Here is a 25,261-nt window from a genome sequence, read left to right on the forward strand (position 1 = left end):
CATGGCTTCCGAGAAACGACTCTCCGCGCCCCGCACCGCATCGGCACGCCACCGACGGCTGGCCTTCGTCGCCGTCGTCGCCCTGGCTCTGAGCCTCGCCGCCTCCGTCCCGGCCAGCGCGGACGATCTCGACAACCAGAAGGCGCAGCTCGACCAGCAGTCGCAGCAGGTCCAGTCATCGCTCGAGTTCCTCGATGGCCGCATCCAGCAGTCCGCGGCGGACCTCGCGAACTATCGCGCCCAGATTCCCGGGGCCCAGCAGGCGCTCGTCGAAGCACAAGGGCGCGTCGCCGCCGCGACCAAGGAAGCCGAAGCCCTCGCGATCCGCGTCGACGCGGCGCAGCAGGACAAGGCCAAGATGACCCAGCAGCTGGCCGACGACCGGGGGAAGGCCGAAGAGACCAAGAAGCTCATCGGTCAGATTGCGACCCAGGCCTATAAGACCGGCGGCGTGCCGTCGAACCTGAGCCTCATCTTCGGCGACGCCGGCGGCGGGAGCCTGGCAGACAGCATTGACCTCGCAGACCAGGCGCTCCGCACCCAGAACGCGACCCTTGAGCGGCTCTCGCAGCAGACCGCCGCGAACGTCAACGCCGAAGCGAGGCTCGCCGCCGTCGAGGACCAGATCCGCGACCTCAAGGCCCAGGCGGATGCCGCGCTGGCCCGCGAGCAGGCGGCGCGGGACGACGCCGCGGCGAAGAAGGCTGCGGTGGACAAGCTGGTTGCCGACACCGACCGGCTCAATCAGGAGCTTGAGGCGCAGCGGCCCGCGATCCAGCAGCAGATCGCCGACCTCAAGGCCCAGCAGGACGCGGTGGCCGCCCAGATTGCCGACCGCGACCGTCGGCTGCGCGAGCAGTGGCTCGCCGAGCAGGCAGCCCGCGGGCAGTCGACGCAGGTCGGCTCGCCGTCCGCCTTCGGACTCCGGCACCCGTTCGCGTACGACATCCCGATCACGTCCGGCTTTGGCTGGCGCGCGACGCCGCCAGGAACCATCGATTTCTTCGGCACCGGCGGCTATATGCACACGGGCGTCGACTTCGGTGCCCCGTGCGGCACCCCGGTCTACGCGGCAGCGGCGGGCACTGTCACCGTCGGCGGCTGGACGAACGGCGGCGGTGGATGGACCGTCATGATCTCCCACGGAGTGATCCAGGGAAACTCGCTCACGACCGTCTACTACCACAACTCGAGCGTCGTCGTCTCGCCGGGGCAGCGCGTCGGCCAAGGGCAGCTCATCGCATACTCGGGCAGCACCGGCAACTCGACAGGCTGCCACGCCCACTTCGAAACCTGGCTCAACGGCAGGGCAGTCGATCCGATGACGCTGCTCTGATTCGCCCATGCGGTAGAATTCTTGGGTTCCTCGGGGCTGAACGCCAGAGGATCAGACCACGGAATTCGCAGCGAACCCAGCGATGAGGAGGAGAGACGTGTCGAAGGAGACCGGCCGCAAGGCCGTCGCAACCAACCGCAAAGCCCGGCACGACTACCACATCCTCGACACGTGGGAGGCGGGCCTCGTGCTCATGGGCACCGAGGTCAAGTCGCTGCGCGAGGGCCACATCTCGCTCACGGACGGGTTCTGCTCGTTCTCGAACGGCGAGCTGTGGCTTGAGGCCGTCAACATCCCCGAGTACAGCCAGGGGAGCTGGACGAACCACTCCGCGCGCAGGCGCCGCAAGCTGCTCCTCCACCGCGAGGAACTCGTGAAGATCGAGCACAAGGTCAACGAGCAGGGTCTCACCGTTGTGCCTCTTCAGGTGTACTTCAACGAGGGGCGCGCCAAGGTCGAGATCGCGCTCGCCCGAGGCAAGAAGGAATACGACAAGCGTCAGGCCCTGCGCGAGAAGCAGGACAACCGCGAGGCCCAGCGCGAGATGCGGGTACGCAACCGGCGCTGACCGCTCGCGGCGAGTCCCGAGCGGCGAACAATCGGAGCCTGTGAGGGAGGGTCGTGGCATTCGGGAGTACGCGGGCGAGGATCGTCCTGGCGGTCGGCGCGGCAGCTATGCTCGCCGCGGTGGTCGTCGTCATCGGCATCGTTCCCCGGCTGATCGGCACTCCCGGCGCCCCGCCGTCGTCGTCCGCATCCGCGACACCATCTCCCACCACGGCGCCCGGGACAGCCAGTCCGACGACGGCGGCGCCTGCCCCGCCGTCGTCCGCCCCGCCATCCAGCCCAGGCGCCGCGGCGCAAAGCCAGGCCCAGCGGATCCTTGCCTCGATGAGCATCGAGCAGCGCGTCGGCCAGATCATGATGGTGAGTTCGCCCGTGACCGGACCGGATTCGGCGACCCTTGACGCGCTCCGCCGGCTGCACGTCGGCAACGTCTTCCTCAAAGGGCGGACGACGGCGGGGGCGGCTGCCGTGGCGGGCGTGGTCGGGCAGCTGCGCGCCGAGGCAACGGCGGATGCGACACTCGGTGTCGGCCAGTTCGTGGCGACCGATCAAGAAGGCGGACAGGTCCAGATCCTCCGTGGCCCGGGATTCTCGTCGCTGCCGTCGGCGCTGGGCCAAGGATCCATGGACCCTTCCTCGCTCCGGAGCGCTGCGGGGCAGTGGGGGAGGGAACTCGCGTCCGTGGGCGTCAACGTGAATTTTGCGCCCGTCCTGGACACGGTTCCGTCCGCGGAATTTGCGCCGAGCAACATCCCGATCGGGCACTACGAGCGCGAGTACGGCTTCACGCCAGACGACGTCGCGGCGCACGGCATCGCGTTCGCCCAGGGGATGGCCGATTCGGGCGTCGAGGCTACCCCCAAGCACTTCCCTGGACTAGGGCGGGTCACGGCGAACACGGACACGAGCAGGGACGTCTCCGACCCCGCCATGACCCGATCCGACCCGTACCTTGCGCCGTTCGCAGGGGCCGTGAAGGCGGGGGTGCGGTGGCTCATGGTCTCGAATGCGCTCTACCCGGCCATCGACCCCGGCAACAACGCCGTGTTCTCGCCGGTTGTCATCCAGGGAATGATCCGTGGCGATCTCGGCTTCCGTGGCATCGTCGTCTCGGACGACGTCTGCGACGCGGCCCAGCTCTCCGGATTCCTCCCCGAGCACCGCGGAAGCAACTTCCTCGCCGCCGGCGGCACTATGGTGCTCTGCACGGATCAGGCCCTCGCACCCCGCGTGTGGCAGGGGATCGTCGACCGGGCACAGTCCGATCCGGCCTTCGCGCGGACGGTCGACGGCGCCGCGCTCGCCGTGGTTGAAGCCAAGGCGGACGCGGGGCTGCTTCCGCATTGATCCGCGGTCGGGGCGGGAATGAACCGCCTCTCGGGGGCGCTATACTGGATGTTCCGGTGAGCCGCGAGGCACGCCGGTCGGTTGACAACCGAATAGGGGATGATCGGTTTCGACGGTGTTGGTTGAGACAGGTGAAGCGGGCCGAGGATGCAGAGTCATCTCGTCAACGCTCTCTGCAAAACAATAAGTGCCAACTCTAAGCGCACTGACTTCGCTCTCGCTGCCTAAGTAGCGAACGAGTCCGTCAGCCCGGGAATGCTATCGTCCCGGATCCTGGCGTCGTTTAGATAGCCACTGCTGGTAGCCCTCGTCATTGGGGCTGCTGGGACTCTTAGATGACTGGGCCCGGGTCAGCCACTTGTGTGCATGATGGCTGGGGCCGAGAAATCCCGACGCATACTGCGCCCGGAGAAGCCCTGACAAAGCCGCATCGGACGGGGGTTCAATTCCCCCCATCTCCACTTTTCGCCCCCGGTCTTCGGACCGGGGGCGTTCTGTTTTTCCGACGGCGTCCGAAAGTCCCGTTGTCGCGAATCGCAGTTCTCTCCTCGCCCCTAAGTTCTCCGGTGGGGGACTTGTGCGCGAGGAGGGGACTGCTGTCGCCGGTTCCTTCCGAGTGGGGCCACGGGCCACGAGGTGCCGCCTCGACCTCGCGAGCTCCGTGGAGCAGGATGGGCGTGTGACCCAACCCGCGGGACCACCCGAGAACCCGGTGATGACGTCTCTCCAACGCCGTGTGCTCTTCGTGGCCGTGTGCTCGAGCTGTCTCGTGATCCTCGACGCGAGCGCCGTCAACCTTGCCCTGCCCGCGATGATGCGCGAGCTCGGGGGCGGACTCGCCTTCCAGCAGTGGGTTGTGGACGGCTACCTGCTGACGCTTGGGGCGTTCATCCTCGCGGCGGGATCGGTCGCCGACCGCTACGGCCGGGCGCGCGTGCTCGGCATCGGCGTGATCGCGTTCACCGCGACGTCCCTCGTCTGCGGCTTCGCATGGAGCGACTGGATCCTGGTGGTCGCCCGGCTGCTCCAGGGAACCGCCGCCGCGGTTGTGACACCGAGCGCACTCGCGCTCATCACGGCGTCCTCGGGGGGCCCTGTCCGCGCCCGCATGATCGGCCTGTGGACCGCCTGGACCTCGGCCGCGGCGGTTGCCGCGCCATTCGTCGGGGGCGCTGCCGTGGACCTCGCGACCTGGCGGCTCGTGTTCCTCGTCAACGTCGTTCCCGCCATACTCATGTGGCGGCCGCTTGTCCAGCTCAAGAAGGCCGTCCCCACCCCCGCGCCCTCGGGGAGGCTCGATGCGCTCGGCGCGTCCCTCGCCGTCGTCGCCCTTGGAGGCATTGTGCTGGGGCTCATCGAGCAGGGTGCCCGCGGATGGGGAGACCCGCTCGTCATCGTGTGCCTCTCGGCGGGAGTCGTCGCGGGGATAGCGTTCGCGGTGCGGCAGCGCGTTGCGGCCACGCCCATGCTTCCGCTCGCCCTCTTCCGCGAGCGGAACTTTGCGGCAGGCAACCTTGCAACGTGGTGGGCGTACGGAGCGCTCGGTGTCGGGTTCTTCATCCTCGGTCTGTACCTCCAGCAGCGCATGCGGCTCACGGCGTTCGAGGCGGGCCTAGGGCTCCTTCCGGCCACCCTGTCCCTGCTTTTCCTCTCCTCGACAGCCGCTCGGATCGGGGCACGCATCGGGCCGCGCCTGCCGATGGCGCTCGGCCCTGCGCTGGGGGCCGTGGCCTTTGCCTGGATCGCGCTCGAGACGCCGCCCCTCGACTACTGGCGGGACATCCTTGCACCCGTCGTCCTGTTCGGCATCGGACTGTCCATCATGGTGGCGCCGCTCACGGCGGCCGTCCTCAACGCAGCGCCCATCACGGCGGCCGGCATCGCGTCGGCGGTCAACAACGCCGTTGCCCGTGTCGCCTCTCTCGTGTGCATCGCGGCTGCCGGCGGGATCATGGGCGGCGTGCTCGACGAGGCCGGCCTCCGCCGTGGCATGCTCGCCTCGGCGGGGCTGCTCGCCGCGAGCGCGGCGACGTCGGCTGCGTGGATCCGCAATCCGAAGGCTGCCGCCAGGCCATCCTCCTCAGGGGCCGGCTCGGCCGTCGTAGGCGGAACCGAAGAGCACGACTAAGCTCGCCTCATGCCCGAGCGAATGGACACCGAGCGCGCCCGCAGGCCGCGGCCGCCTGCCGCGCGGCCCGTTCTCGCGGCAGTCCAGGGGCTGGTCGCGTTTCTTCTCGAGATCGCGATGCTCGCCGCCTGGGCCTATGCGGGCTTCCGTGGCACGCCACCCGCGAACGTCGTGTTCGGCATCGGCCTGCCGCTCGCCGTCGTCGTTCTGTGGGCCTTCTTCTTCGCGCCGCGCGCGTCCCGCCGCATCCCTTGGCCGTGGCTTCCGCTCGCTTCGTTCGGGATGTTCGCGACCGCGGGCCTCGCCGTCGTCGTCGTGCGTCAGCCGGTGCCCGGCGCGGCGCTTATCGCGGTCGCGTTCGCAAACCTGATCGCCTCGTTCTGGCTCAGGCGGAAGGACTGAGGCGCGTCACGCGCTTTCGATGGTGCAGCCCTCGTGGGGCGCGTCGCTGTGCACCCACAGCGCGGAGGCGATCGAATCCGGCACGTCGAACTCGTGTGCGGCGCCCCCGCCCCCGATCCGCACGACGAGCGGCCCGCCGAAAGGCTTGCGGCGCACCACCTCGACGGCCGTGTCGAGGCCGATGTGCTCGCGCGCGAGATAGCGGAGCATCTCGGGGTCGTCGTCGCTGATCCGCGTGATGCGCCCGGCATGGCCGGGGTCGAGCCCGCCGAGCGGGAAGGCCGACGGATGCTCGACGCGGCCCGTCGGTGTGGGGATCGGGTCGCCGTGGGGATCGCGCTCAGGGTGCCCGAGCTTCTCCGCGAGGCGTTCGACGAACGTCTCGGAGACCGCGTGCTCGAGCTGCTCGGCCTCGTCGTGGACCTCGTCCCAGCTGTAGCCGAGCTCCTCGACGAGGAAGGTCTCGAGGAGCCGGTGCCGCCGGACCATCGTGAGCGCGAGCCGCTCGCCCTCGGCGGTGAGCCGCACGGCGCCATACGGGCGGTGGTCGACGAGGCCCTGGTCTTTGAGCTTGCGCACCATCTCGGACACCGAGGAGTTCGCGACGCCGAGGCGAGCGGCGAGCTGGGACGACGTGATGGGCTTGTCCTGCCACTCCGTGAAGGAGTAGATGACCTTCACGTAGTCCTCGATCGAGGAAGATGGCTGGCTTTTCACTGTCTCAGCCTACCGTCACCCTTGCGCCGGGCCGCGGGGACGCGGCGTCGTCGTGGGGCGGGGCGCCGTCGTCATGCACCCGCAGTCGCCGTGAGCCACACGAGGACGAGGTTGAGCGCGACGACGAGCGCAGCGCTCCCCCAGGCCGCGACGACGACCGTGCGCGGCATGGAGAACTCGCCGACCAGCGACGCGTCGGATGCGAGCCGGATGAGCGGGATGAGCGCGAACGGGATCCCGAAACTCAGCACGACCTGGCTCACCACGAGGGACATCGTGGGATCGAGGCCGAGCGCGAGGAGCGCGACCGAGGGCACGAGGGTCACGAGGCGGCGGACCATGAGCGGGATCCGCCGGTGCAGGAGCCCCTCCATGATGGTCGCGCCCGCATACGAGCCGACTGCCGTGGACGCGAGCCCGCTCGCAAGCAGCCCGATCGCGAAGACCGTTCCGACGAGCGGTCCGAGCGCGCTCTCGATGGCTGCATGCGCGCCCTCTATCGAGTCCGTGCCTTCGCGGCCGCCGAGCGTCGAGGCCGCGAGCAGGAGCATCCCGACGTTGACGACGCCGGCGATGCCGAGCGCGATCACGACGTCGAAGCGCGTCCCGCGCAGGAGACGCGCGACGGCGTGTGGCGGCACATGCGTGTGCGGGTCCCCCCGGTGGCGGTCGCGGGAGAGGGCCGAGTGGACGTAGATCGCGTGCGGCATGACCGTCGCGCCGAGCATGGACGCGGCGAGGAGCACGGATTCGGGCCCGTCGAAATGCGGAAGGAGTCCCGCGACGACGCCTGAAGGCGCGGGAGGGCTCACGAACATCCCGGTGAGGAAGCCGATCGTGATGATCGCGAGGAGTCCGATGATGGCGAATTCGAAGCGCTGCTGGGTCCGCCGGTCCTGGATCGCGAGGATCCCCATGGAGACGGCTCCGACGATGACGGCGCCGAGGGGGAGCGGCACCTTGAAGAGGAGCTGGAGGGCGATCGCGCCGCCCACCACCTCGGCGAGATCCGTCGCCAGAGCGACGACCTCGGCCTGCGCCCAATAGAGGCGCCGCGTCACGGGCCGGAGCTTCTCGCCGAGGAGCTCGGGCAGCGTCCTGCCCGTGACGATGCCGAGCTTCGCGGATTGGTACTGGATGAGCATGGCCATCGCGTTCGCAAGCACGAGCACCCACACGAGAAGGTAGCCATAGCGCGACCCTGCCGTGAGGTTCGCCGCGACATTTCCGGGGTCGACGTAGGCAATCGACGCGACGAACGCGGGGCCGAGGAGCCCGATCGCGAAGGGCCATCGGAGGCGACGCGCCGGCCGCTCTCCGGTGTCCCGTATAGTCCTGCTCACGCCGCCCAGCCTTTGCGATGTCTCGGAAGAGTCGCGGCAGTTTCTGCCTGCCTCATCATTGAGTTTCGGTACACCTAAACATTAGGTGCGACTGTCAGCGGGCGCAAGGCGGCGCGGAACTGACGCGGGCCCTAGTGCGTCGCGGCGACCGCGCGCCACGCCTGCGTGATGTACGGCAGCAGGAGCTGCCCGCCGTCCCGGTGGCCGAGATGCTCGTGGAGGTACCACGCGAGGTTCGCTTCGACGCGCGCCCGCTGCTTCTCCGAAGCCCGCAGATAGTAGCTGCGCGACTTCGTGAGCTCGATGATCCCCTCGGGCGTGATCGGGTCCTCCCACCTGAACACTGCCGACTCCCACCCCGTGAGCTCGGGTCCAGTGGGCGGGTGGTAGTCAGGCTTGTGGACATCGCCGGCATGCATGATGCGGGAAAGGCGATGCACCCACGGGACCGAGGTGTCGAGCTGGTTCCAGACGAGTGCCGCTCGGCCGCCCGGCGCGAGGAGCCGAGCCGCCTCGCGGCTCGCGGCGCCGGGATCGAACCAATGCCAGGCCTGCGCCGCCACGACGAGGTCCGCGGAGCCACTCGGTAGAGTCGTCGCCTCTGCGGGGGCTATGACGACGGCGACACCCGGGTGGAGGCGGGTGAGCTCGGCGAGCATGCTCGGGCTCGGGTCGACGGCCGTGACCGCGAGGCCTCGCGCGACGAGCTGGCCCGTGAGCTTTCCCGTCCCGGCCCCGAGGTCGACGGCGGTGCTCGCCCCAGGCGGCAGGATCCAGTCCACCGCCGCGTCCGGATACCCCGGCCGCACCTGCTCGTAATGGGCTCCGCCGTCGAGGAACGCCTCGGCGAGCTCTCGCCGTCGTCGGTCGTCGAATTTCGGTCCGCCCCGCGCCATGCTGTTGCTTTCCTCTCCAGCATGCCCCTGCACGCTCAGTTCCCGGGTTCCCCCGATTCGCAGGGTCGAATCTACCGGGAAAAGAAGGCGCTGGCCGCACGAGGCGGATCGGTCAGTCCTCGGCGACGCAGGGCGCGGCACCAGCGGTGCCGGGCGTGTTGGGTGCCCACACGGGGAACGGGCGGCCGTCTTGGGCGGGAACCCACCGGCCGGCGTCGATGCGGTAGTCGAGGCGCAGGCCGCGTTCGACGAGTTCCCGGACACCAGCCACGAGGCGTTCGACGTCGTCGAGCCGCGAGCCGAGGCCGAAGCTCGCCCGCAGCGAGCCCGACGGGAGGCCGAGGCGGCGGAGGGCCGGATGGGCGCAGAAGCGGCCGTCGCGGAGCCCCACGCCGTGCTCGGCGGAGAGGTAGGCCGCGGTGAGGCCCGCGTCGTGCCCCGCGATCGAGAAGTTGACGATGCCGACGGCGCCGCGCGACGCCGTGCTTGCTCCGAGGTCCGAGTCCTCGAAGAGCCGGTGCACCGTCACACCCTCGATCGTGCTCAGCCCGTCGACGAGCGCCGACCGGAGCTGTTGCTCGTGGCGGTGCCACGCGGACTCGTCGAGCGAGGAGATCACCTGCGCGGCCTTCGCAAGCGTCGCAGCGCCGAGCACGTTCGGCGAGCCGGCCTCGTGGCGCGCGGGGCCATCGGCCCACGCGACCGAGTCGAGCCGCACTTCGCGCACGGCCCCGCCTCCCGCGAGATGCGGGCGGCCCTCGTCGAGCCAATCGCGGCGGCCCACGAGGATGCCCGCCCCGAACGGCGCGTAGAGCTTGTGCCCGGAGAAGGCGAGATAGTCGATCCCGGCCCCCGCGACGTCGATGCGGCGGTGCGGCGCGAGCTGGGCCGCGTCGACGGCGATGCGCGCACCGTGTTCGTGGGCCAGCGCGGCAAGTTCGGTGATCGGCAGGATTTCGCCCGTGATGTTGGACGCGCCGGTCACGGCGACGAGGCTGATCTCGCCCGCCTTGAGCCAGGCCCGCACGCGCTCGAGCGTCTCCGCGAGCGTGCGCGCGGCAACCACGCTGCGGTGCGGACGCGCCTGCCACGGGAGAAGGTTCGCGTGGTGCTCGATGTCGAGGTACAGCACCTCGCCCGAACCGGGAACCGAGCTGGCCAGGAGGTTCAGCGAATCCGTGGTGTTGCGCGTGAAGATGACCTCGTCGTCGGGGCGGGCCCCGACGAATTCGCGCACGATCCCCCGCGCGTTCTCGTAGAGCGACGTGCTCACCTGAGATGCGTACCCCGCGCCGCGGTGGACGCTTGCGTAGTAGGGGAGCACCTCGTTGAGGTACGCCGCGACCTCGGTGAGCGCCGGAGCCGACGCGGCGTAGTCGAGGTTGGCGTAGCGGACCTCGCCCCCGCCCGCGAGCGGCGTGATGAGCTCGGCGCCGATGACGTCCGCGAAGGGGCGCACGGAGTCGGGGTAATTCGCAGGGGAAAGAAGGGGAGAGGAACCAAAGGCCGAGGCCTGGTTGGACGGGGAAGAAGACTGGACGACGACGGGCGTGCTCATGACTGCACCTCGGGGTCGGGGCCCCGCCTCGCGGGGGCCGCGCTTGCCGTATCCGCTCCGGACCGGCCTGGTCGTCACCCGGGGCACCCCGCCGCGTGAGGAGGGTTGCCGGCCAGCAAGCCGGGGCTTCGCGCTGGCACTCGTGACCTGAACACGAGATTACGGGAGGGCGCGCACGGCCTCCAGCCGGCGCGCCCGTGTTACATCCCGTGAAGTGCGCCCCTTGCGCGGGTCTGGAGTTCGTGCGTGGCGTTCCCCTATGGGACGAGAAGGTCGTCGAGCTCGGGGTTGAGCCGGTGCAGCGCAGCCGAGTGGAGGATGCCGTTCGTCGCGAGGGCATTGCCTCCCCAGGGACCGTCCTCGCCTTCGAGGGACGTGAAGCGGCCCCCCGCCTCCGTGACGATCGGCACGAGCGCCGCCATGTCGTACAGCTGCAGTTCGGGCTCGGTCGCGATGTCGACGGCGCCCTCGGCCACGAGGCAATAAGACCAGAAGTCGCCGTACGCGCGCGTGCGCCACACGTCTTCCGTGAGGCTCAGGAAGTCGCCGAAGTTCCCGCGCTCGCGCCAGCCCGAGAGGCTCGAGTAGGAGAGGGAGGCATCCTCGATCCGCGAGACGTCGGAGACCTTGAGCTTGGTTGCGGAAGCGAGTGAGCGGCCCGTGTACGCCCCGGCACCCTTCGCCGCCCACCACCGGCGGCCGAGGGCGGGCGCGCTCACGACGCCCACCACGACCTCGTCCCCGTCGACGAGCGCGATGAGCGTTGCCCACACGGGCACGCCACGGACGAAGTTCTTGGTCCCGTCGATCGGGTCGATGATCCAACGGCGCGAGCCGTGGCCCGTGGTGCCGAATTCCTCGCCCACGACGGCGTCGCGGGGGCGCGACCGTGAAAGCTGCCCCCGGATGGCTTCCTCGGCGGCACGGTCCGCGTCGGTGACGGGCGTCAGATCGGGCTTCGTCTCGACCCGGAGGTCGAGGGCCTTGAAGCGGTCCATGGTCTGCGCGTCGACGGAGTCCGCGAGCACGTGGGCCAGGCGGAGGTCGTCAGTGTACGACTCGGCAGCGAGGGTCATGGGCTCAACGCTATCGTCTAGTTGGACGTTGGACGGTGTCCGGCGCGGATCGGGGCGGAATCAGAGCGTTCCGAGTTCCTTGGCGTCGGCGATCTCCTCGCGCGGCCCCGCCCCGAGGAGCCGTCGCAGGGATGCGAGGCGTGCGGGCCCGTGCGGGCCCGCGTGGCCCTCGGCAACCCAGGCGTCGAGCCCGCAGTCCACGGCGGTCGCGTCGTGCCGGCAGCCGCGCGCGCAGTCTTCGGTGCCGGGCTCGAGGTCGGGGAACGCGTGGAGGATCCGGTCGGGGTCCACATGGGCGAGGCCGAACGAGCGGATCCCCGGCGTGTCGATGATCCAGCTCCCGGGGGGCGCGCCGTCGAGCCGCAGGGCGAGGGCCGACGACGACGTGTGGCGGCCGCGGCCGGTCACCGCGTTGACGCCCCCCGTCGCGCGGTCGGCACCCGTGAGCGCGTTGACCATGGTCGACTTGCCGACCCCCGAGTGCCCGAGCAGAACGGTCACCTTGCCGTCGAGTTCCTCGCGCAGGCGGGCGACGGCGTCGTCGTCGAGCCGCACGCTCTGCCCGTCCGGTGCCGAGGCGCCCTCGGGCGCTTCACCCGCGTCGTCGTCGGCCTCCGCGGTGCGGCTCACGACGACGGCGAGCGGCAGGAGCTCGTAGGTGGCCAAGAGCGGGGCCGGATCCCTCAGGTCCGCCTTCGTGACGAGCAGCAGGGGCTCGATGCCCGCGTCGTAGGCCGCGACGAGGGCGCGGTCGATGAAGCCCGTGCGCGGCTCGGGGTTGGCCGCCGCGACGACGATCACGAGCTGGTCCGCGTTGGCGACGACGACCCGCTCGATGGGATCGTCGTCGTCCGCGCTGCGCCGCAGGACCGTCTGACGCTCCTCGACGCGCACGAGGCGCGCCAGGGTGTCCGCCCGCCCGCTCACATCCCCGACGAGGCCGACGAAGTCGCCCGGGACGACGGGGGTTCGGCGCAGCTCGCGCGCGCGGGCCGCGACGACGATGCGCTCCTCGGGCGTGTCCTCGGCGACGACGGCGGTGTAGCGGCCGCGGTCGACCGTGATGACGCGGCCGGTCACGGCGTCCTCGTGGCTCGGGCGGTCCTTAGTGCGCGGCCGGCTGCCCTTCTTGTTCGGGCGGATCCGGACGTCGCTCTCGTCCCATTCGCGGGCGGCCATGGGCCTACCGGGCTCCGTCCGCTCGCGCGCCGGTCTGGGCGGACGCCGCGGCCTCGCCGAAGCCCAGCATGCGCGCCCACATGTGCGGGAACTCGGGCATGGTCTTGGACGTCGTGGCGATGTCCTCGACCTCGACGCCTTCGACCGCGAGCCCCCAGATCGCGCCGGCGGTCGCCATGCGGTGGTCTGCGTAGCTCAGGACGACGGCGCCGTGCAGGCGGGCGGGCCGGATCACGAGGCCGTCTGCGGTCTCCTCGGCGTCCCCGCCGAGCCGCGTGATCTCCGTGACGAGGGCAGCGAGCCGGTCCGTCTCGTGGCCGCGCAGGTGGGCGATGCCCGTGAGGCGCGACGGCGAATCGGCGAGGGCGCACAGCGCTGCGACCGTGGGGGCGAGCTCGCTCGTGTCCGCGATCTCCGCCCCCGTGATGCGCTCGCCGCCCGTGACGGTGAGGGTTCCGCCGTCGAGCGCCACGCGTGCGCCGAGCTTCGGCAGGATTTCGCGCCATGCGTCGCCCACTTGGGTCGTGTGCTCGGGCCAATTCGGAATCCGCACCGTGCCGCGCGTCGCGAGCGCCGCGGCGAGGAAGGGGCCCGCATTCGAGAGGTCTTGCTCGATGCGGACGTCGAATGCGCGGATCGGTCCCGGCTTGACGAACCAATGGTTCGGCACGGTGTCGTCGACCTCGACGCCGAGCTCGCGGAGCACCGCGATCGTCATCGCGATGTGGTCGAGGCTAGGGACGGGCTTGCCGATGTGCTCGAGGTGCAGGCCTTCCTCGAACCGGGCACCCGCGAGGAGGAGCGCCGAGACGAACTGGCTCGAGCCGCTTGCGTCGACGATGATGTGGCCCCCGGGCACCGCGCCGGTTCCGTACACGGTGAAGGGGAGCGACGCGGGGCGCGCGCCATCGGGGGCGGACAGGGCGACGCCGAGCGATTCGAGGGCATCGATGACCGGGCCCATGGGGCGCACCCGGGCGTGCGGATCGCCGTCGAACGCGATCTCCCCGCGGCACAGCGCCGCAATCGGCGGCACGAACCGCATGACCGTGCCCGCGAGGCCGCAGTCGATGGCCACGGCACCGAGGCCGCCCGCCTCGCGCGAGCTTGAGGGGATGGGCGTGACCTCGAGATCCGGCCCGAAGTCGCCGTCGCCCTGCACCTCGGTGACGGTCGCGCCGAGCGCGCGGAGGGCTGCAATCATGAGCGCCGAATCACGCGAGTGGAGCGGGGCCCGCAGGCGGCTCGGGCCGTCCGCGAGGGCTGCGAGGATGAGGTAGCGGTTGGTGAGGGACTTCGATCCGGGGACCGTGACGGTGGCGTCGACGGGGCCGTGGGCAAACGGTGCTGGCCACGGCGCGGCGGAAGGGGTCACGCGTGACCGCCCGAGATCGCGCGCCCGGCCTTCTTGACGGCCTTTGTCGCGGACTTCGCCGCATCGGCATTGGCTGCCATCGTCGTCTTGGCTGTCCTCGACGCGTCCGCGGCGAGCTGCTGCGCGCGCCACGCGAGGCCCGGGCGCCCCGCGGTGTCGACGGATGCGAGCAGGACCCCGCCGACGAGCGAGAGGTTCTTGAGGAGCCTCGCGCGGCGCTCGGCCCGCAGCCCCTTCGAGCCGATGTCCGCCGTACGCCACTCGACGAACGTGTTGAGCGCCGTCGTGAGCGCAAGCACCGACGCCGAGAAGCGCGGCACCTTCCCGAACGCGAAGAGGAGGCCCGCCCCGAGCTGCGTGGCACCGACGGCGCGGGCAAGCGTCTTCTCCTCGACCCGGACCGGCAGGGCGTCGGCCGCGCGCCGCAGGACGGGGGAGAGCTGCTCGGCGGTATCGTCGGCGTTCTTGAACTTGTCGAAGCCCGCGACGATGAACGACGACGCGAGGAGTGGCCTCGCCAGGAACCGGACTGCCGTCATGCTTCGCTCCTCTTCCGTTTCAGTGATTGGTCGGTGACGTGGTGGCCACAGGGGCCCCAGCAGGTCCAGTCTTCCACTTCCTGGGAATATTTTCCCTTCCGCAGCGGTTCGCACCTTCGTCGACCCCCGCACCATCAGGAGGAGAGCCCGTGCTGGTCCTCGACCGTCCGCGCCCCGCCCCGCCAGTAGACTGGAGCGCGATGAGCACCGTCGATTCCATCGAGCCTGACGAGTTCGGCGCGGACAGCGCACCGGTCGTGGAGCTCGGCGCCGAGAGCGCCGAGCAGCGCCGCGACCGGTTCGAGCGGGACGCCATGCAGTATGTCGATCAGCTGTATTCGGCTGCGATGCGCATGGCCCGCAACCAAGCCGACGCGGAGGACCTGGTCCAGGAGGCGTACGCGAAGGCCTTCGCGGCGTTCCACCAGTACAAGCCGGGCACGAACCTCAAGGCCTGGCTGTACCGGATCCTCACGAACACGTACATCAATCTGTACCGCAAGCGGCAGCGCGAGCCGCAGCAGGCCAACACCGACTCGGTCGAGGACTGGCAGCTCGCACGCGCCGAGTCGCATTCGTCGACAGGGCTGCGTTCGGCTGAGGCCGAGGCCCTCGACCACCTCCCGGACTCGGACGTCAAGGATGCGCTGCAGTCGATCCCCGAGGAGTTCCGGCTCGCGGTGTACTTCGCCGACGTCGAGGGCTTCGCCTACAAGGAGATCTCGGAGATCATGGGCACGCCGATCGGCACCGTCATGTCGCGGCTCCACCGCGGCCGCAAGCTGCTGCGGGACCGGCTCGCGGACTACGCGGCGGAGCGCGGCTTCGCAGGTGCCGCCGCACCGGGCACTGCCGGTGCCACCTCGGGTGCGGGAGCGACCGCACGAACAGGCTCGAGCAAGCAGGAGAAGGAACGATGAGCAACTGTCAGGGACTCGGCGATTGCGATGAATCGCGGCTCGAGCGCCTCTATGAGTACCTTGACGGTGCGCTGACCGCGGCAGACGTCGCCGAGATCCGGGCGCATCTCGAGTCATGCGCCGAGTGCCGCGAGGAGCACAACCTCGAGTGCATGATCCGCAGCGCGATGAAGCGAAGCTGCAGCGAGCAGGCGCCCGCGACCCTCAAGATGAGCATTCTCGAGAAGATCCACGCCGTCCGTGGGGCGGCAGAGGCCGCGGAGGTCTGAGCCGCCCGCGCATGAGCTGATGCGAAAGGGCCCGGAGCCATTGGCTCCGGGCCCTTCCCGCACCACGGGGACGCCGCGCGGGCGCCTCATGAGGCGCCTCAGGCGTTGGGGCGCCGTCCGTGGTTCGCGCCGCTCTTCTTGCGGTCACGGCGCTTGCGTGCACGCTTGCTCATAGGGGCCTCCTTCGACTCGGTAACGTTGATGGCCCAGAAGGCCGCCTACCATCCTCCCATACGCCGCGCCGTGCGCCTAAACGCCCCCGGCGTCTTCGCGAGAGCGGGTTCAGCCGCGAAGCGAGTTCTTGACCGCGATCCGGGCCTGGTCGAGGACGGTCCGCAGCGTTTCAAGAGTCACCTCCGTGACGGGGTGGCGGGCGGCGTGGGTGCGCAGCTCGACGCGGACGTCGTCGCGGAACGCCTGGACGAGCATTTCGGCTTCCTTGAGGCGCCCCTGGCTTTCGCGGCTGAACCGCTCCGGCGAGGGTTCGCGCGTCTCCTCGCCCGGCTCGGGTCCCTGCCAGGACGACGACGGCGAGCCGGCCCCGTGAGGGTGCTTCGCCGTCGTACGCGCCTCGACGCGGACGCTGCGTGCCGCCTGACGCGCCGATTCCGCCGTCGCCGCTAGGTCCGCGCGCAGTCCGCGCATGCTTGCGCGCAGCTCGTCTCGCAGCGAATCGGCGAGGCGGCGCACCGACGCCGAGATGTCCTGCTCGACGTCGGCGAGCTCGTCGCGCCGCGCGTCGAGCTCGTGCAGGCCTGCTTCGGTGATGCGGTAGATGCTGCGCCGCCCGGCCGACTCTGCCTCGACCAGGCCCTCCTCTTGGAGCTTCGCGAGGCGGGGGTAGATGGTCCCGGGGCTTGGAGCGTAGGTGCCGCCGAAGCGGTCACTCAGGGCCTTGATGAGCTCGTAGCCGTGGCGCGGGCCGTCCTCGAGCAGGGCGAGGAGATACAGCCGAAGCGCTCCGTGCGCGAAGACCGGGGGAGTCACTCCGGGGCCTGCTCTCCCTCGGGTGAGCTGTCCGCCCTGCCCGGCGCGGCGCCGTCCGCCGCATGCACCACCGAGACGTTGCCCGAGACGGTGTTGGTGCGCAGGACCATGAGCTTGAGGTCGGGGCCGAGGATCGTCTCGAGGCGGCCCTTGATGGACGAGAAGCGGGATTCGTCGACGACGATGCGGCCTGACACCGTCGTGGCCGAGAGGTCCACGCCGATGTCGCGGGGGAGCCGGATCGTGACGTCGCCGCTCACGGTGCTCGCCCCGAGCGACTCGCAATAGCCTTCGGTGTCGAAGACGAGATCGCCCGAGACCGACTTCGCCCTGATGTCTTTGAGGCGCCCCGAGGCGGTCACTTCGCCCGAGACGGTCTTGGCGGTGAGGATGCCTTCGTGCGCGCGGGCGATGACGTCCCCGCTCACGGTGTTGAGGTGGAGCTCGCCGCGCGTGCCGTTGCCCAGCACCGAGCCGGAGACGGTGTTGAGCCGCGTGGCAGGTCCGGTCCCCGAGGCGAGGCCGTCCCCGCTCACGGTGCCGAGCTCGACCGGGACGCCCGCCGGGATGGCGATCGAGATCACCGCGTGGTTCTCGCTCGACCCGGAAACTGTGCTCATGAGGGTCTTGAACCACCCCTCGAGGCCCTGGACCTGATGGCGGACTTCGAGCCGCCCGTTGTCGAGGCTCACGGCGACCGCGTCGCCGACCACCTCGCTGATTTCGATGATCGCGTCGGTGCGGTCGTGCACGATGACGTCGAGCCGCCCGCCGACGATCCCGGCGCGGAGCGACGTGACGCCGTCGACCGTGATGGTCTGTGCCTCGGTGACGTTCCAATTCTCTGTGGACATGACCCCTCCTTGCGGATCCCCCTGCAAAGGTCCCGGCCGCGGGCCGGGGGGCCAGCGGCGGTCGCGATATAACGCGTTCTTGAACACGATATATCGCGATGTTGGAAGGTGCAAGGCCCCGCGAATACGTTCAGGGGTCAGCTCCCGGACCTAACCCACGGGAGCTGACCTGAACGAAAGAAAGGGGGACTACTGCTGCGGCTGGGAGAGCCGGAGCCACGGGAACCACCCGCGGTGCAGGACGAGCCACGCGATGAGGCCGTAGCCGGCTTGCCCTGGCGCGCCCGCGTTCGCCCCGAGATCGGTGCGCCACTGCTCGTGGTTCAGGAGCGGCGAGAACGTGTCGACGTAGTAGTGCTTGCGCCGCGTCGTCACGTCGGCGAAAGCTGTGTTGAGCTCGGCGAGCCGCCGGTTCTGGACCGGGTCGAGCGTCGGCGGGGGCCCGACGACGAACACCTCGGCGCTGTTCTGCGCCGCGCTGTCGAGGATGTTGGCCACGTTGAGGCGGCTTCGGGCCGGCGAGATGCCGAACTCGATGTCGCGTCCCGAGAGCCCGATCACGAGCCGGTTCTCATACCCGTCGCCAAACCGTCGCTGAGCCTCGGCAAGCCATCGGGTCGAAAGGGACTCCGTGCCCTCCTCGGGGGCCGCGAGCACGTAGCTCTCGAGCGTGAGCTCCTCGCGCGGCGTCCGTGCGAGGACACGCCCGAGCCAGCCGAGCGCGCGGGGGTCGCCGTTCCCCGCCAGCAGCTCGTCGCCGATCGCCGCGAGGCGAACTTTCCTCTCCTGCGCCATGCGCCCCTCCACGTCCCTGCCGGCGCCGTCCGCGCACGGCTCTCTCGGCTCCCGAGTCTAGCGAACCGAGCCCGCGGGACAGCGGAGGCGGGGAGTCCTTCGCGGGTCTTCGCACCGACGGAGGACGACGGCGGCCCGCACCCTCCGTCGGGAAGGCGCGGGCCGCCGTCGACCGCGTGGCACCCGGGGGCGCCACGAGCGCGTCAGAACTGGAAGCACTCCTCGAGGAGCGTGGTCTCCTCAGCCGTGTGCCGCTTCATCGAACCGGCCGACGTTGCCGCCGACGCCGGGCGCGAGACAAGCCCGAGCGGGCGGCCGAGCGTCGGTGCAAGGTTGAGGGCCATGAAGGACCATCCACCCTGGTTCGCGGGCTCGTCCTGAGCCCAGACCACCTCGGCGTTCGGGTACTTCGCGAGCTCCGCCTGGATCTCGGCCTCGGGCAGCGGGTAGAGCTGCTCGAGCCGGACGATCGCGGTCGTCGTGTCCTTCGCCTTCGTGCGCTGCGCGAGCAGGTCGTAGTACAGGCGGCCCGAGACGAGGAGCACGCGCTGCACGCCGTTCGGATCGAGGTTCTCGTGCTCCCCGATGACCGGGCGGAACGTGCCGCTCGTGAACTCCTCGACGGGGGACGCCGCGGCCTTGAGACGCAGGAGCTGCTTCGGCGTGAAGACGATGAGCGGCTTGCGCGGGCGGCTGTAGGCCTGGCGGCGCAAGAGGTGGAAGTGCGACGCAGGAGTGCTCGGATGCGCGACGATCATGTTGTCCTCGGCGCACAGCTGGAGGAAGCGCTCGATGCGGGCCGACGAGTGGTCCGGACCCTGGCCCTCGTAGCCGTGGGGGAGGAGCATGACCACCGACGAGCGCTGGCCCCACTTCTGCTCGGCCGACGAGATGAATTCGTCGATGACCGTCTGGGCGCCGTTGACGAAGTCGCCGAACTGCGCCTCCCACAGCACGAGCGCCTCCGGCCGCTCGACCGAATAGCCGTACTCGAAGCCGAGCGCGGCGTACTCGGAGAGGGACGAATCGTAGATCGCAAGCTTCGCCTGACCGTCGGAGAGGTTCCCGAGCGGCATCCATTCCGCACCCGAGTTGCGGTCGTGGAAGACCGCGTGGCGCTGGACGAACGTGCCACGGCGTGAGTCCTGGCCGGCGAGGCGGACCGGGACGCCCTCCATGACGAGGGTCGCGAAGGCCGCGAGCTCGCCGAAGCCCCAGTCGATCCCGCCCTCGCGGGACATCTGCTCGCGGCGCTCGAGGAGCTGCTTGAGCTTGGGGTGGACCGCGAAGTCCTCGGGGATCTCGAGGTGCACCTTGCCGACGCGCGCGAGGGTGTCCGTGCTGATCGCCGTCGACTCGGGGTGGCGCTCGCCCGTCGAGTCCTCCTGCTGCTGCGAGATCGGGCGCTCGAGGTCGGAAACCGCCTTGAGGTCGCTCGTGACGATCGGGATCGGCGAGGTCTGCGCGGCGTGCGTCTCGGCGAAGACGCGCTCGAGACGCTCCTGGTAGTCGCGGAGCAGCTGCTCGGCCTCGTCCTGCGTGATGTCGCCGCGCCCGATGAGGCTCTCGGTGTAGAGCTTGCGGACCGAGCGCTTCGCCTCGATGAGGTTGTACATGAGAGGCTGCGTCATCGACGGGTCGTCGCCCTCGTTGTGCCCGCGGCGGCGATAGCAGACGAGGTCGATCACGACGTCCTTGTGGAAGCGCTCGCGGAACCGGTACGCGAGCTGGGCCACGCGGACGACGGCCTCGGGGTCATCGCCGTTGACGTGGAAGATCGGCGCCTGGACCATCTTCGCGACGTCGGTCGAGTAGACCGACGAGCGCGAGGCGGACGGCGACGTCGTGAAGCCGACCTGGTTGTTCACGATGATGTGAATCGTGCCGCCTGTGCGGTAGCCGCGCAGCTGCGAGAGGTTGAGTGTCTCGGCGACGACGCCCTGGCCCGCGAACGCCGCGTCGCCGTGGACGAGGATCGGCAGGACGGGGAACGCCTCGCCCGTGTCGAGCCGGTCCTGCTTCGCGCGGACGATGCCCTCGAGGACCGGGTCAACGGCCTCGAGGTGCGACGGGTTGGCGGCGAGGTAGACCTTGGTCTGCTTGCCGTTCTCGGCCGTGAACGTGCCCTCGGTGCCGAGGTGGTACTTGACGTCGCCCGAGCCCTGGACGCTGCGCGGGTCCTGGGTGCCCTCGAACTCCCGGAACACCTGGGCGTAGGTCTTGCCCGCGATGTTCGTGAGCACGTTGAGGCGCCCGCGGTGGGCCATGCCGATGCCTACCTCGTCGAGGCCGTCCTCGGCCGCCTCGGAGAGGATCGCGTCGAGCATCGGGATGAGCGATTCGCCGCCTTCGAGCGAGAAGCGCTTCTGGCCGACGAACTTCGTCTGGAGGAACGTCTCGAACGCCTCGGCCGCGTTGAGGCGGGACACGATGCGGAGCTGCTCCTCGCGGCTCGGCTTCTTGTAAGCGTGCTCGATCTCGTCCTGGAACCACTTGCGCTCGGCGGGTTCCTGGAGGTGCATGTACTCCGTTCCCGTCGTGCGGCAGTAGGCGTCGCGGAGCACTCCGAGGATGTCGCGGAACTTCATCTTCGGCTTGCCGCCGAAGCCGCCCGTGGGCCATTCGCGGTCGAGGTCCCACAGCGTGAGGCCGTACGTGAGCACGTCGAGGTCGGGGTGACGGCGCTGGACGTACTCGAGCGGGTTCGTGTCCGCCATGAGGTGACCGCGCACGCGGTACGCGTGGATGAGCTGCTGGATCCGGGCCACCTTGTTGATGGTGTCCTCGGGGTTGACCTGGAGGTCGGGGCTCCAGCGGACGGGCTCGTACGGGATGCGGAGCGCCTCGAAGATCTCGTCGTAGAAGCCCTGCTCGCCGAGGAGGAGCTGGTGCACGATGCGGAGGAACTCGCCCGAGCCCGCGCCCTGGATCACGCGGTGGTCGTAGGTCGAGGTCAGCGTGATGATCTTGCCCACGGCCTGGAGCGCGAGGATCTTCTCGGACGAGCCCTGGAACTCGGCCGGGTACTCGAGGGCGCCGACACCGACGATCGCGGCCTGTCCCTTCGAGAGGCGCGGAACGGAGTGGACTGTGCCGATGCCGCCCGGGTTGGTGAGCGAGACGGTCGTTCCGGCATAGTCGTCCGCGGTCAGCTTGCCCGAGCGGGCGCGCTTGATGAGGTCCTCGTACGTGTGCCAGAACTCCGAGAAGTTCATGGTCTCGGCCTTCTTGACGTTCGGGACGACGAGCAGGCGCGTGCCATCCTTCCCCGGGAGGTCGATCGCGATGCCGAAGTTCACGTGTGCGTGCTGGACGGCGACGGGCTTGCCGTCGACTTCGTCATAGCTCACGTTCATCGACGGCATGAGCTTGAGGGCGCGGATCACGGCGAAGCCGATGAGGTGCGTGAAGGACACCTTGCCCCCGCGGACGCGCGTGAGGTGGTTGTTGATCACGACACGGTTGTCCATGAGGAGCTTCGCGGGGACCGCGCGGACGGTCGTGGCCGTGGGGACCTCGAGGCTCGTGATCATGTTGGCCGCGATGGCCTTGGACGGCCCCCGAAGGGTCGTGACGACGTCTTCCTCGACGGTCTCGTCCTTGGCCGACTTGGGCAGCTGGGCGGGAATCGGGCTCGTTGCCGAGGGGCGGGCGCCGTCACGGACGACGGCGGCGGCGCCCTTCTTGGGCGCGGGAGCTGCCGTGGGCGGGGAGGCGGGCTTGGCTGGGGCGGGTGCGGTGGGGGAAGCCGGCGTGGGGGTGGGCAGCGTCGCCGCGGGCTGGACGGGCGCGGCAGGTGCGGCGGCCTGGGGGGCGGCGGTGCCCGTGGCTGTCGTCGGTGTGCCGGTCTTGGGGAGTTCGCGCGTGAGTGTGTCGACGGAGCCCGGCTTCAGCGCGCCGTTGACGACGGCGGAGCTGCTCGCCGCCGATCCGCCACCCGCGGAATCGGCTTCGAAGGATTCGAACAGGGGCCACCACTTCGAGTCGACCGAGTTCCTGTTCTTCTGATACTGCTCATAGAGCTCGTCGACAAGCCACTCATTCCCGCCGAATTCTTCGGGCAGGCGGTGGGTTGGCAGTTCTGGCACGGGGAATACGCCTCTTCCATCGATCTATTCGGCCCTTCACCCGGTCATGAGCAGACCAGCCGTCGGGGCCATGTCCCGGCAGGCGGTCGACGTCGGGACAGGAGCCGCCTGCCACCGTGAACGCTGGGATTTCGGCCTTCGCGCCCACACTCCCGACTAGTCTAGTGAGCCTGCGCGCGAAACGGGCAATCCGTGCCGAGTGTCACATCGTATGGCAACGGGTTGGGGCCCGCGTGTGGCGCAAAGGCGGCTGATAAGCTGAGAGGGCTATGGACGATGACCCTCACCGATCCAGTTTCCGAACCCCATTTATTTCTACGCGCCGTCGAAATCGGCTGCGTTCACGACCGCTCCCGTCTTCTGCCCGGGTGGTCGAGGCCTGAATGGAGTGGCTCCTTCTCCTGGCTGGCGTCGTCTTGGTGCTCGGCACTGGCTTCTTCGTCTCCGTCGAGTTCTCGCTTGTCGCCCTCGACCATTCGACCGTCCAGCGGAGCATTGACCTCGGCGAGAAGGGCGCGAAGGCACTCATGCAGTGCGTCACGACCCTCTCGACCCAGCTGTCGAGCTGCCAGCTCGGCATCACGCTCACGACCCTCCTGACCGGCTTCGTCATGGAGCCGTCCGTCGGCAAGCTCCTCGAGACGCCGCTCGCCGCACTCGGCCTCCCCGGTGCCCACGCGGTCTCGCTGGTCATCGCGATGATCATCGCGACCCTCGGTTCCATGCTTCTCGGCGAACTCGTGCCGAAGAACCTCGCGATCGCCCGCGCGCTCGCGGTGGGCCGCGCCGTCGCCCGCCCCCAGCTCGTCTTCACGGCACTCTTCCGGCCCGCGATCCTCCTGCTCAACGGTTTCGCGAACCGCGTCCTCCGTGCGATGGGGATCGAGGCGCAGGAAGAGATATCGGGTGCACGCTCGCCTGCTGAGCTTGCCTCGCTCGTGCGCCGCTCGGCCGAGCTCGGCACGCTCGACGAAGGGACCGCCCGCTTCGTCTCGCGCACCCTGAGCTTCGCCGAGCGCACGGCGGCCGACGTCATGACGCCGCGCATGCGCGTGACGACGATCGAGGCGACTGACCCTGTCGAGGCGGTCATCACGGCCGCGCGCGCCACCGGCCACTCGCGCTTCCCCGTCATCGGAGATTCGCCCGACGACGTGCGCGGGCTCGTGCACGTCAAGAAGGCCGTCGCTGTCCCTGCGAGGAAGCGCGCGTCGATCGAGGCGGGGGCGATCATGACGGACGTGCTCCGGGTTCCCGAGACCATCCATCTCGACGCGCTCATCTCGCAATTGCGCGACGGGAACCTCCAGCTCGCGGTCGTCCTCGACGAATACGGGGGGACGGCAGGCGTCGTGACGCTCGAAGACCTCGTCGAGGAGATCGTCGGCGAGGTATCGGACGAGCATGACCGGCTTGTTCCGGGGGTCCTCCAAAGCGCCGCAGGGGATTGGTATTTCCCTGGTCTCATGCGACCGGACGAGGTATCGGAGCATGTGCCCGGGCTCGTCGTCGAGGACAGCCCCGCCTACGAGACCGTGGGCGGCTACGTCATGAGCGTGCTCGGCCGCGTTCCCGCGGCGGGCGACCGCGTCGACGTCGTCGGCGGGCTGCTCGAGGTGACTCGCATGGACGGCCGCCGCGTCGACCGGCTGCGTTTCTCGCCCGACCGCGAGCCTGCGCCGGAGGGCGCGCAGGAGGCAAGCCCAGACGGACGGCAGGCCGGAAAGCCGCACGCCAGGACGGCGAAAGGGGCTGACGCGTGATGGGCGACTGGGGAGGAATCGTCTGGCTCGTCATCCTGCTGCTCGGCAACGCGTTCTTCGTCGGCGCCGAATTCGCCATCATGTCTGCCCGGCGCAGCCAGATCGAGCCGCTCGCCGACGCGGGATCGACGCGCGCCGCGACGACCCTCAGGGCCATGGAGCACGTCTCGCTCATGCTCGCGTGCGCCCAGCTCGGCATCACGGTCTGCTCGCTGCTCCTGCTCCAGGTCGCCGAACCGGCCATCCACGACCTGATCGGCGTCCCGCTCACGTTCCTCGACATCCCCGTCGAGGTCGCGGACACCATCGCGTTCGTCGTCGCGCTCGCGCTCGTGACGTTCCTGCACGTGACGTTCGGCGAGATGGTTCCGAAGAACATCTCGGTTTCGGCGGCAGATCGCGCGGCCATCATCCTCGCGCCGGCCCTCGTTGCCGTGTCCCGCGTGGTGCGTCCGGTCATCGTCGCGCTCAACTGGGCCGCGAATGGTGTGCTCAAGCTCCTGCGCGTCGAGCCGAAGGATGAAGTCGCGTCGTCGTTCACGCTCGAGGAAGTCCAGTCGATCGTCGAGGTCTCCACGCGCTCAGGGCTCGTCGACGACGAATCGGGCCTGCTTTCGGGGGCGCTCGAGTTCTCAGACCAGACCGTCGCGTCGATCATGGTCCCGGTGGGCGAGATCGTGACGCTTCCGACGTCGACGACGCCCGCCGCGTTCGAGAAGGCCGTCGCGAAGACGGGCTTCTCCCGCTTCCCGATGGTCGACGACGACGGCGAGCTCGCCGGCTACCTCCATGTCAAGGACGTCCTCGCCATCCCGGAGGTGACGCGCGAGCGGCCGATCGGCGAGACGCGCGTGCGCTCCCTCGCGAACATCGGGCTCGACGTGACCATCGAGGATGCGCTCACGTCGATGCAGAAGAGCGGCCTGCACGTGGCCCGTGCGATCGATCGGGAGGGACGGACTCGGGGCGTGCTGTTCCTCGAAGACGTCATCGAGCAGCTCGTCGGGGAGATCCGCGATGCGACGCAGAGCCGGGTTCGGAGGACAGGGGAGAACGGCGGCGCGTGAGGCCGCTGCGAGCTAAATGGGAATTATTCCCAAGAAGCGCTACAGTGGTCGGTGT

At 69.7% G+C, this 25,261-nt stretch carries 22 protein-coding genes, 1 other RNA gene and 1 riboswitch; of the genes, 10 read left to right on the plus strand and 13 right to left on the minus strand.

Annotated features, from left to right (window positions below; genetic code table 11):
* Position 1 precedes the first annotated feature (1 nt).
* The 6 genes from SPF06_RS15015 (at position 2) to SPF06_RS15040 (ending at position 5,780) form a co-directional block, all read left to right on the plus strand.
* Positions 2-1,336, plus strand: coding sequence for a peptidoglycan DD-metalloendopeptidase family protein (locus SPF06_RS15015; RefSeq protein ID WP_323279936.1), 1,335 nt, complete (start codon positions 2-4; stop codon positions 1,334-1,336).
* Between the two features lie 97 nt (positions 1,337-1,433).
* Positions 1,434-1,904 (plus strand): SsrA-binding protein SmpB, encoded by a 471-nt coding sequence (gene smpB / locus SPF06_RS15020; protein WP_323279937.1) that lies wholly within the window; start codon positions 1,434-1,436, stop codon positions 1,902-1,904.
* Between the two features lie 53 nt (positions 1,905-1,957).
* Positions 1,958-3,250 (plus strand): glycoside hydrolase family 3 N-terminal domain-containing protein, encoded by a 1,293-nt coding sequence (locus SPF06_RS15025; protein WP_323279938.1) that lies wholly within the window; start codon positions 1,958-1,960, stop codon positions 3,248-3,250.
* 95 nt (positions 3,251-3,345) lie between these two features.
* Positions 3,346-3,714: a transfer-messenger RNA gene (ssrA, locus tag SPF06_RS15030) on the plus strand.
* Between the two features lie 251 nt (positions 3,715-3,965).
* Positions 3,966-5,378, plus strand: a complete 1,413-nt coding sequence (locus SPF06_RS15035; protein WP_323279939.1) for an MFS transporter — start codon at positions 3,966-3,968, stop codon at positions 5,376-5,378.
* Between the two features lie 9 nt (positions 5,379-5,387).
* The gene (locus tag SPF06_RS15040; RefSeq protein WP_323279940.1) at positions 5,388-5,780 is read left to right on the plus strand and encodes a YrdB family protein; all 393 of its coding nucleotides are present in this window, start codon (positions 5,388-5,390) and stop codon (positions 5,778-5,780) included.
* 6 nt (positions 5,781-5,786) lie between these two features.
* Here the strand turns inward: SPF06_RS15040 and SPF06_RS15045 are convergent, their stop codons facing one another.
* The 8 genes from SPF06_RS15045 to SPF06_RS15080 all read right to left on the minus strand — a co-directional run bounded on the left by SPF06_RS15045 (position 5,787) and on the right by SPF06_RS15080 (position 14,463).
* Positions 5,787-6,497 carry a metal-dependent transcriptional regulator gene (locus SPF06_RS15045; protein ID WP_323279941.1) on the minus strand — a complete coding sequence of 237 codons (711 nt, stop codon included), beginning with the start codon at positions 6,495-6,497 and terminating at the stop codon, positions 5,787-5,789.
* A 71-nt stretch (positions 6,498-6,568) separates the two neighbouring features.
* Entirely contained in the window at positions 6,569-7,840 is a 1,272-nt protein-coding gene (locus tag SPF06_RS15050; RefSeq protein ID WP_428985773.1) for an Nramp family divalent metal transporter, read from the minus strand.
* Positions 7,841-7,971: 131 nt separating this feature from the next.
* Entirely contained in the window at positions 7,972-8,736 is a 765-nt protein-coding gene (locus SPF06_RS15055) for a class I SAM-dependent methyltransferase (RefSeq protein WP_323279942.1), read from the minus strand.
* Between the two features lie 112 nt (positions 8,737-8,848).
* The gene (locus SPF06_RS15060) at positions 8,849-10,294 is read right to left on the minus strand and encodes an aminotransferase class V-fold PLP-dependent enzyme (protein WP_323279943.1); all 1,446 of its coding nucleotides are present in this window, start codon (positions 10,292-10,294) and stop codon (positions 8,849-8,851) included.
* 34 nt (positions 10,295-10,328) lie between these two features.
* Positions 10,329-10,442, minus strand: a riboswitch (SAM riboswitch).
* Between the two features lie 109 nt (positions 10,443-10,551).
* Positions 10,552-11,370, minus strand: a complete 819-nt coding sequence (hisN, locus tag SPF06_RS15065; protein WP_323279944.1) for a histidinol-phosphatase — start codon at positions 11,368-11,370, stop codon at positions 10,552-10,554.
* Positions 11,371-11,430: 60 nt separating this feature from the next.
* A complete protein-coding gene (rsgA, locus tag SPF06_RS15070) occupies positions 11,431-12,549 on the minus strand; it encodes a ribosome small subunit-dependent GTPase A (protein WP_323279945.1) in 1,119 nt (372 codons plus the stop codon).
* 4 nt (positions 12,550-12,553) lie between these two features.
* Entirely contained in the window at positions 12,554-13,924 is a 1,371-nt protein-coding gene (gene aroA / locus SPF06_RS15075; RefSeq protein ID WP_323279946.1) for a 3-phosphoshikimate 1-carboxyvinyltransferase, read from the minus strand.
* The gene (locus SPF06_RS15080; protein WP_323279947.1) at positions 13,921-14,463 is read right to left on the minus strand and encodes a DoxX family protein; all 543 of its coding nucleotides are present in this window, start codon (positions 14,461-14,463) and stop codon (positions 13,921-13,923) included. Before SPF06_RS15080 ends, aroA begins: the two co-directional genes overlap by 4 nt.
* A 200-nt stretch (positions 14,464-14,663) precedes the next feature.
* Here SPF06_RS15080 and SPF06_RS15085 point away from each other — a divergent pair, with 200 nt between their 5' ends.
* Together SPF06_RS15085 and rsrA are read left to right on the plus strand one after the other, a co-directional pair.
* Complete coding sequence (locus SPF06_RS15085) at positions 14,664-15,383, plus strand: sigma-70 family RNA polymerase sigma factor (RefSeq protein WP_323279948.1); 720 nt, start codon at positions 14,664-14,666, stop codon at positions 15,381-15,383.
* Positions 15,380-15,652, plus strand: coding sequence for a mycothiol system anti-sigma-R factor (gene rsrA / locus SPF06_RS15090; protein WP_323279949.1), 273 nt, complete (start codon positions 15,380-15,382; stop codon positions 15,650-15,652). The genes SPF06_RS15085 and rsrA overlap by 4 nt, the downstream gene beginning before the upstream one ends.
* A 98-nt stretch (positions 15,653-15,750) precedes the next feature.
* On the opposite strand, the gene SPF06_RS22145 is transcribed toward rsrA, so the two are convergent.
* The 5 genes from SPF06_RS22145 to SPF06_RS15110 all read right to left on the minus strand — a co-directional run bounded on the left by SPF06_RS22145 (position 15,751) and on the right by SPF06_RS15110 (position 22,376).
* Positions 15,751-15,825, minus strand: a complete 75-nt coding sequence (locus SPF06_RS22145) for a 50S ribosomal protein bL37 (protein WP_136609796.1) — start codon at positions 15,823-15,825, stop codon at positions 15,751-15,753.
* A gap of 109 nt (positions 15,826-15,934) precedes the next feature.
* Positions 15,935-16,639, minus strand: coding sequence for a PadR family transcriptional regulator (locus tag SPF06_RS15095; protein WP_323279950.1), 705 nt, complete (start codon positions 16,637-16,639; stop codon positions 15,935-15,937).
* Positions 16,636-17,493, minus strand: coding sequence for a DUF4097 family beta strand repeat-containing protein (locus tag SPF06_RS15100; RefSeq protein ID WP_323279951.1), 858 nt, complete (start codon positions 17,491-17,493; stop codon positions 16,636-16,638). Before SPF06_RS15100 ends, SPF06_RS15095 begins: the two co-directional genes overlap by 4 nt.
* 189 nt (positions 17,494-17,682) lie before the next feature.
* Positions 17,683-18,288, minus strand: a complete 606-nt coding sequence (locus SPF06_RS15105; RefSeq protein ID WP_323279952.1) for a GDSL-type esterase/lipase family protein — start codon at positions 18,286-18,288, stop codon at positions 17,683-17,685.
* A gap of 203 nt (positions 18,289-18,491) precedes the next feature.
* Positions 18,492-22,376, minus strand: coding sequence for a multifunctional oxoglutarate decarboxylase/oxoglutarate dehydrogenase thiamine pyrophosphate-binding subunit/dihydrolipoyllysine-residue succinyltransferase subunit (locus SPF06_RS15110; RefSeq protein WP_323279953.1), 3,885 nt, complete (start codon positions 22,374-22,376; stop codon positions 18,492-18,494).
* Between the two features lie 383 nt (positions 22,377-22,759).
* On the opposite strand from SPF06_RS15110, the gene SPF06_RS15115 reads away from it, so the two are divergent.
* Positions 22,760-24,139, plus strand: coding sequence for a hemolysin family protein (locus SPF06_RS15115; RefSeq protein ID WP_323279954.1), 1,380 nt, complete (start codon positions 22,760-22,762; stop codon positions 24,137-24,139).
* Complete coding sequence (locus SPF06_RS15120; RefSeq protein WP_323279955.1) at positions 24,139-25,206, plus strand: hemolysin family protein; 1,068 nt, start codon at positions 24,139-24,141, stop codon at positions 25,204-25,206. The genes SPF06_RS15115 and SPF06_RS15120 overlap by 1 nt, the downstream gene beginning before the upstream one ends.
* Positions 25,207-25,261 lie beyond the last annotated feature (55 nt).

Origin of the sequence: Sinomonas terricola (assembly GCF_034931225.1) — a bacterium.
Classification (GTDB): domain Bacteria; phylum Actinomycetota; class Actinomycetes; order Actinomycetales; family Micrococcaceae; genus Sinomonas; species Sinomonas terricola.

Coding starts and splice junctions, on each gene's coding strand:
- SPF06_RS15080 (WP_323279947.1), bottom strand. CDS start 14,463: ATGACGGCAGTCCGGTTCCTGGCGAGGCCACTCCTCGCGTCGTCGTTC.
- SPF06_RS15015 (WP_323279936.1), top strand. CDS start 2: ATGGCTTCCGAGAAACGACTCTCCGCGCCCCGCACCGCATCGGCACGC.
- SPF06_RS15120 (WP_323279955.1), top strand. CDS start 24,139: ATGGGCGACTGGGGAGGAATCGTCTGGCTCGTCATCCTGCTGCTCGGC.
- SPF06_RS15105 (WP_323279952.1), bottom strand. CDS start 18,288: ATGGCGCAGGAGAGGAAAGTTCGCCTCGCGGCGATCGGCGACGAGCTG.
- SPF06_RS15060 (WP_323279943.1), bottom strand. CDS start 10,294: ATGAGCACGCCCGTCGTCGTCCAGTCTTCTTCCCCGTCCAACCAGGCC.
- SPF06_RS15055 (WP_323279942.1), bottom strand. CDS start 8,736: ATGGCGCGGGGCGGACCGAAATTCGACGACCGACGACGGCGAGAGCTC.
- SPF06_RS15040 (WP_323279940.1), top strand. CDS start 5,388: ATGCCCGAGCGAATGGACACCGAGCGCGCCCGCAGGCCGCGGCCGCCT.
- SPF06_RS15035 (WP_323279939.1), top strand. CDS start 3,966: ATGACGTCTCTCCAACGCCGTGTGCTCTTCGTGGCCGTGTGCTCGAGC.
- hisN (WP_323279944.1), bottom strand. CDS start 11,370: ATGACCCTCGCTGCCGAGTCGTACACTGACGACCTCCGCCTGGCCCAC.
- SPF06_RS15085 (WP_323279948.1), top strand. CDS start 14,664: ATGAGCACCGTCGATTCCATCGAGCCTGACGAGTTCGGCGCGGACAGC.
- rsgA (WP_323279945.1), bottom strand. CDS start 12,549: ATGGCCGCCCGCGAATGGGACGAGAGCGACGTCCGGATCCGCCCGAAC.
- rsrA (WP_323279949.1), top strand. CDS start 15,380: ATGAGCAACTGTCAGGGACTCGGCGATTGCGATGAATCGCGGCTCGAG.
- SPF06_RS15115 (WP_323279954.1), top strand. CDS start 22,760: ATGGAGTGGCTCCTTCTCCTGGCTGGCGTCGTCTTGGTGCTCGGCACT.
- SPF06_RS15100 (WP_323279951.1), bottom strand. CDS start 17,493: ATGTCCACAGAGAATTGGAACGTCACCGAGGCACAGACCATCACGGTC.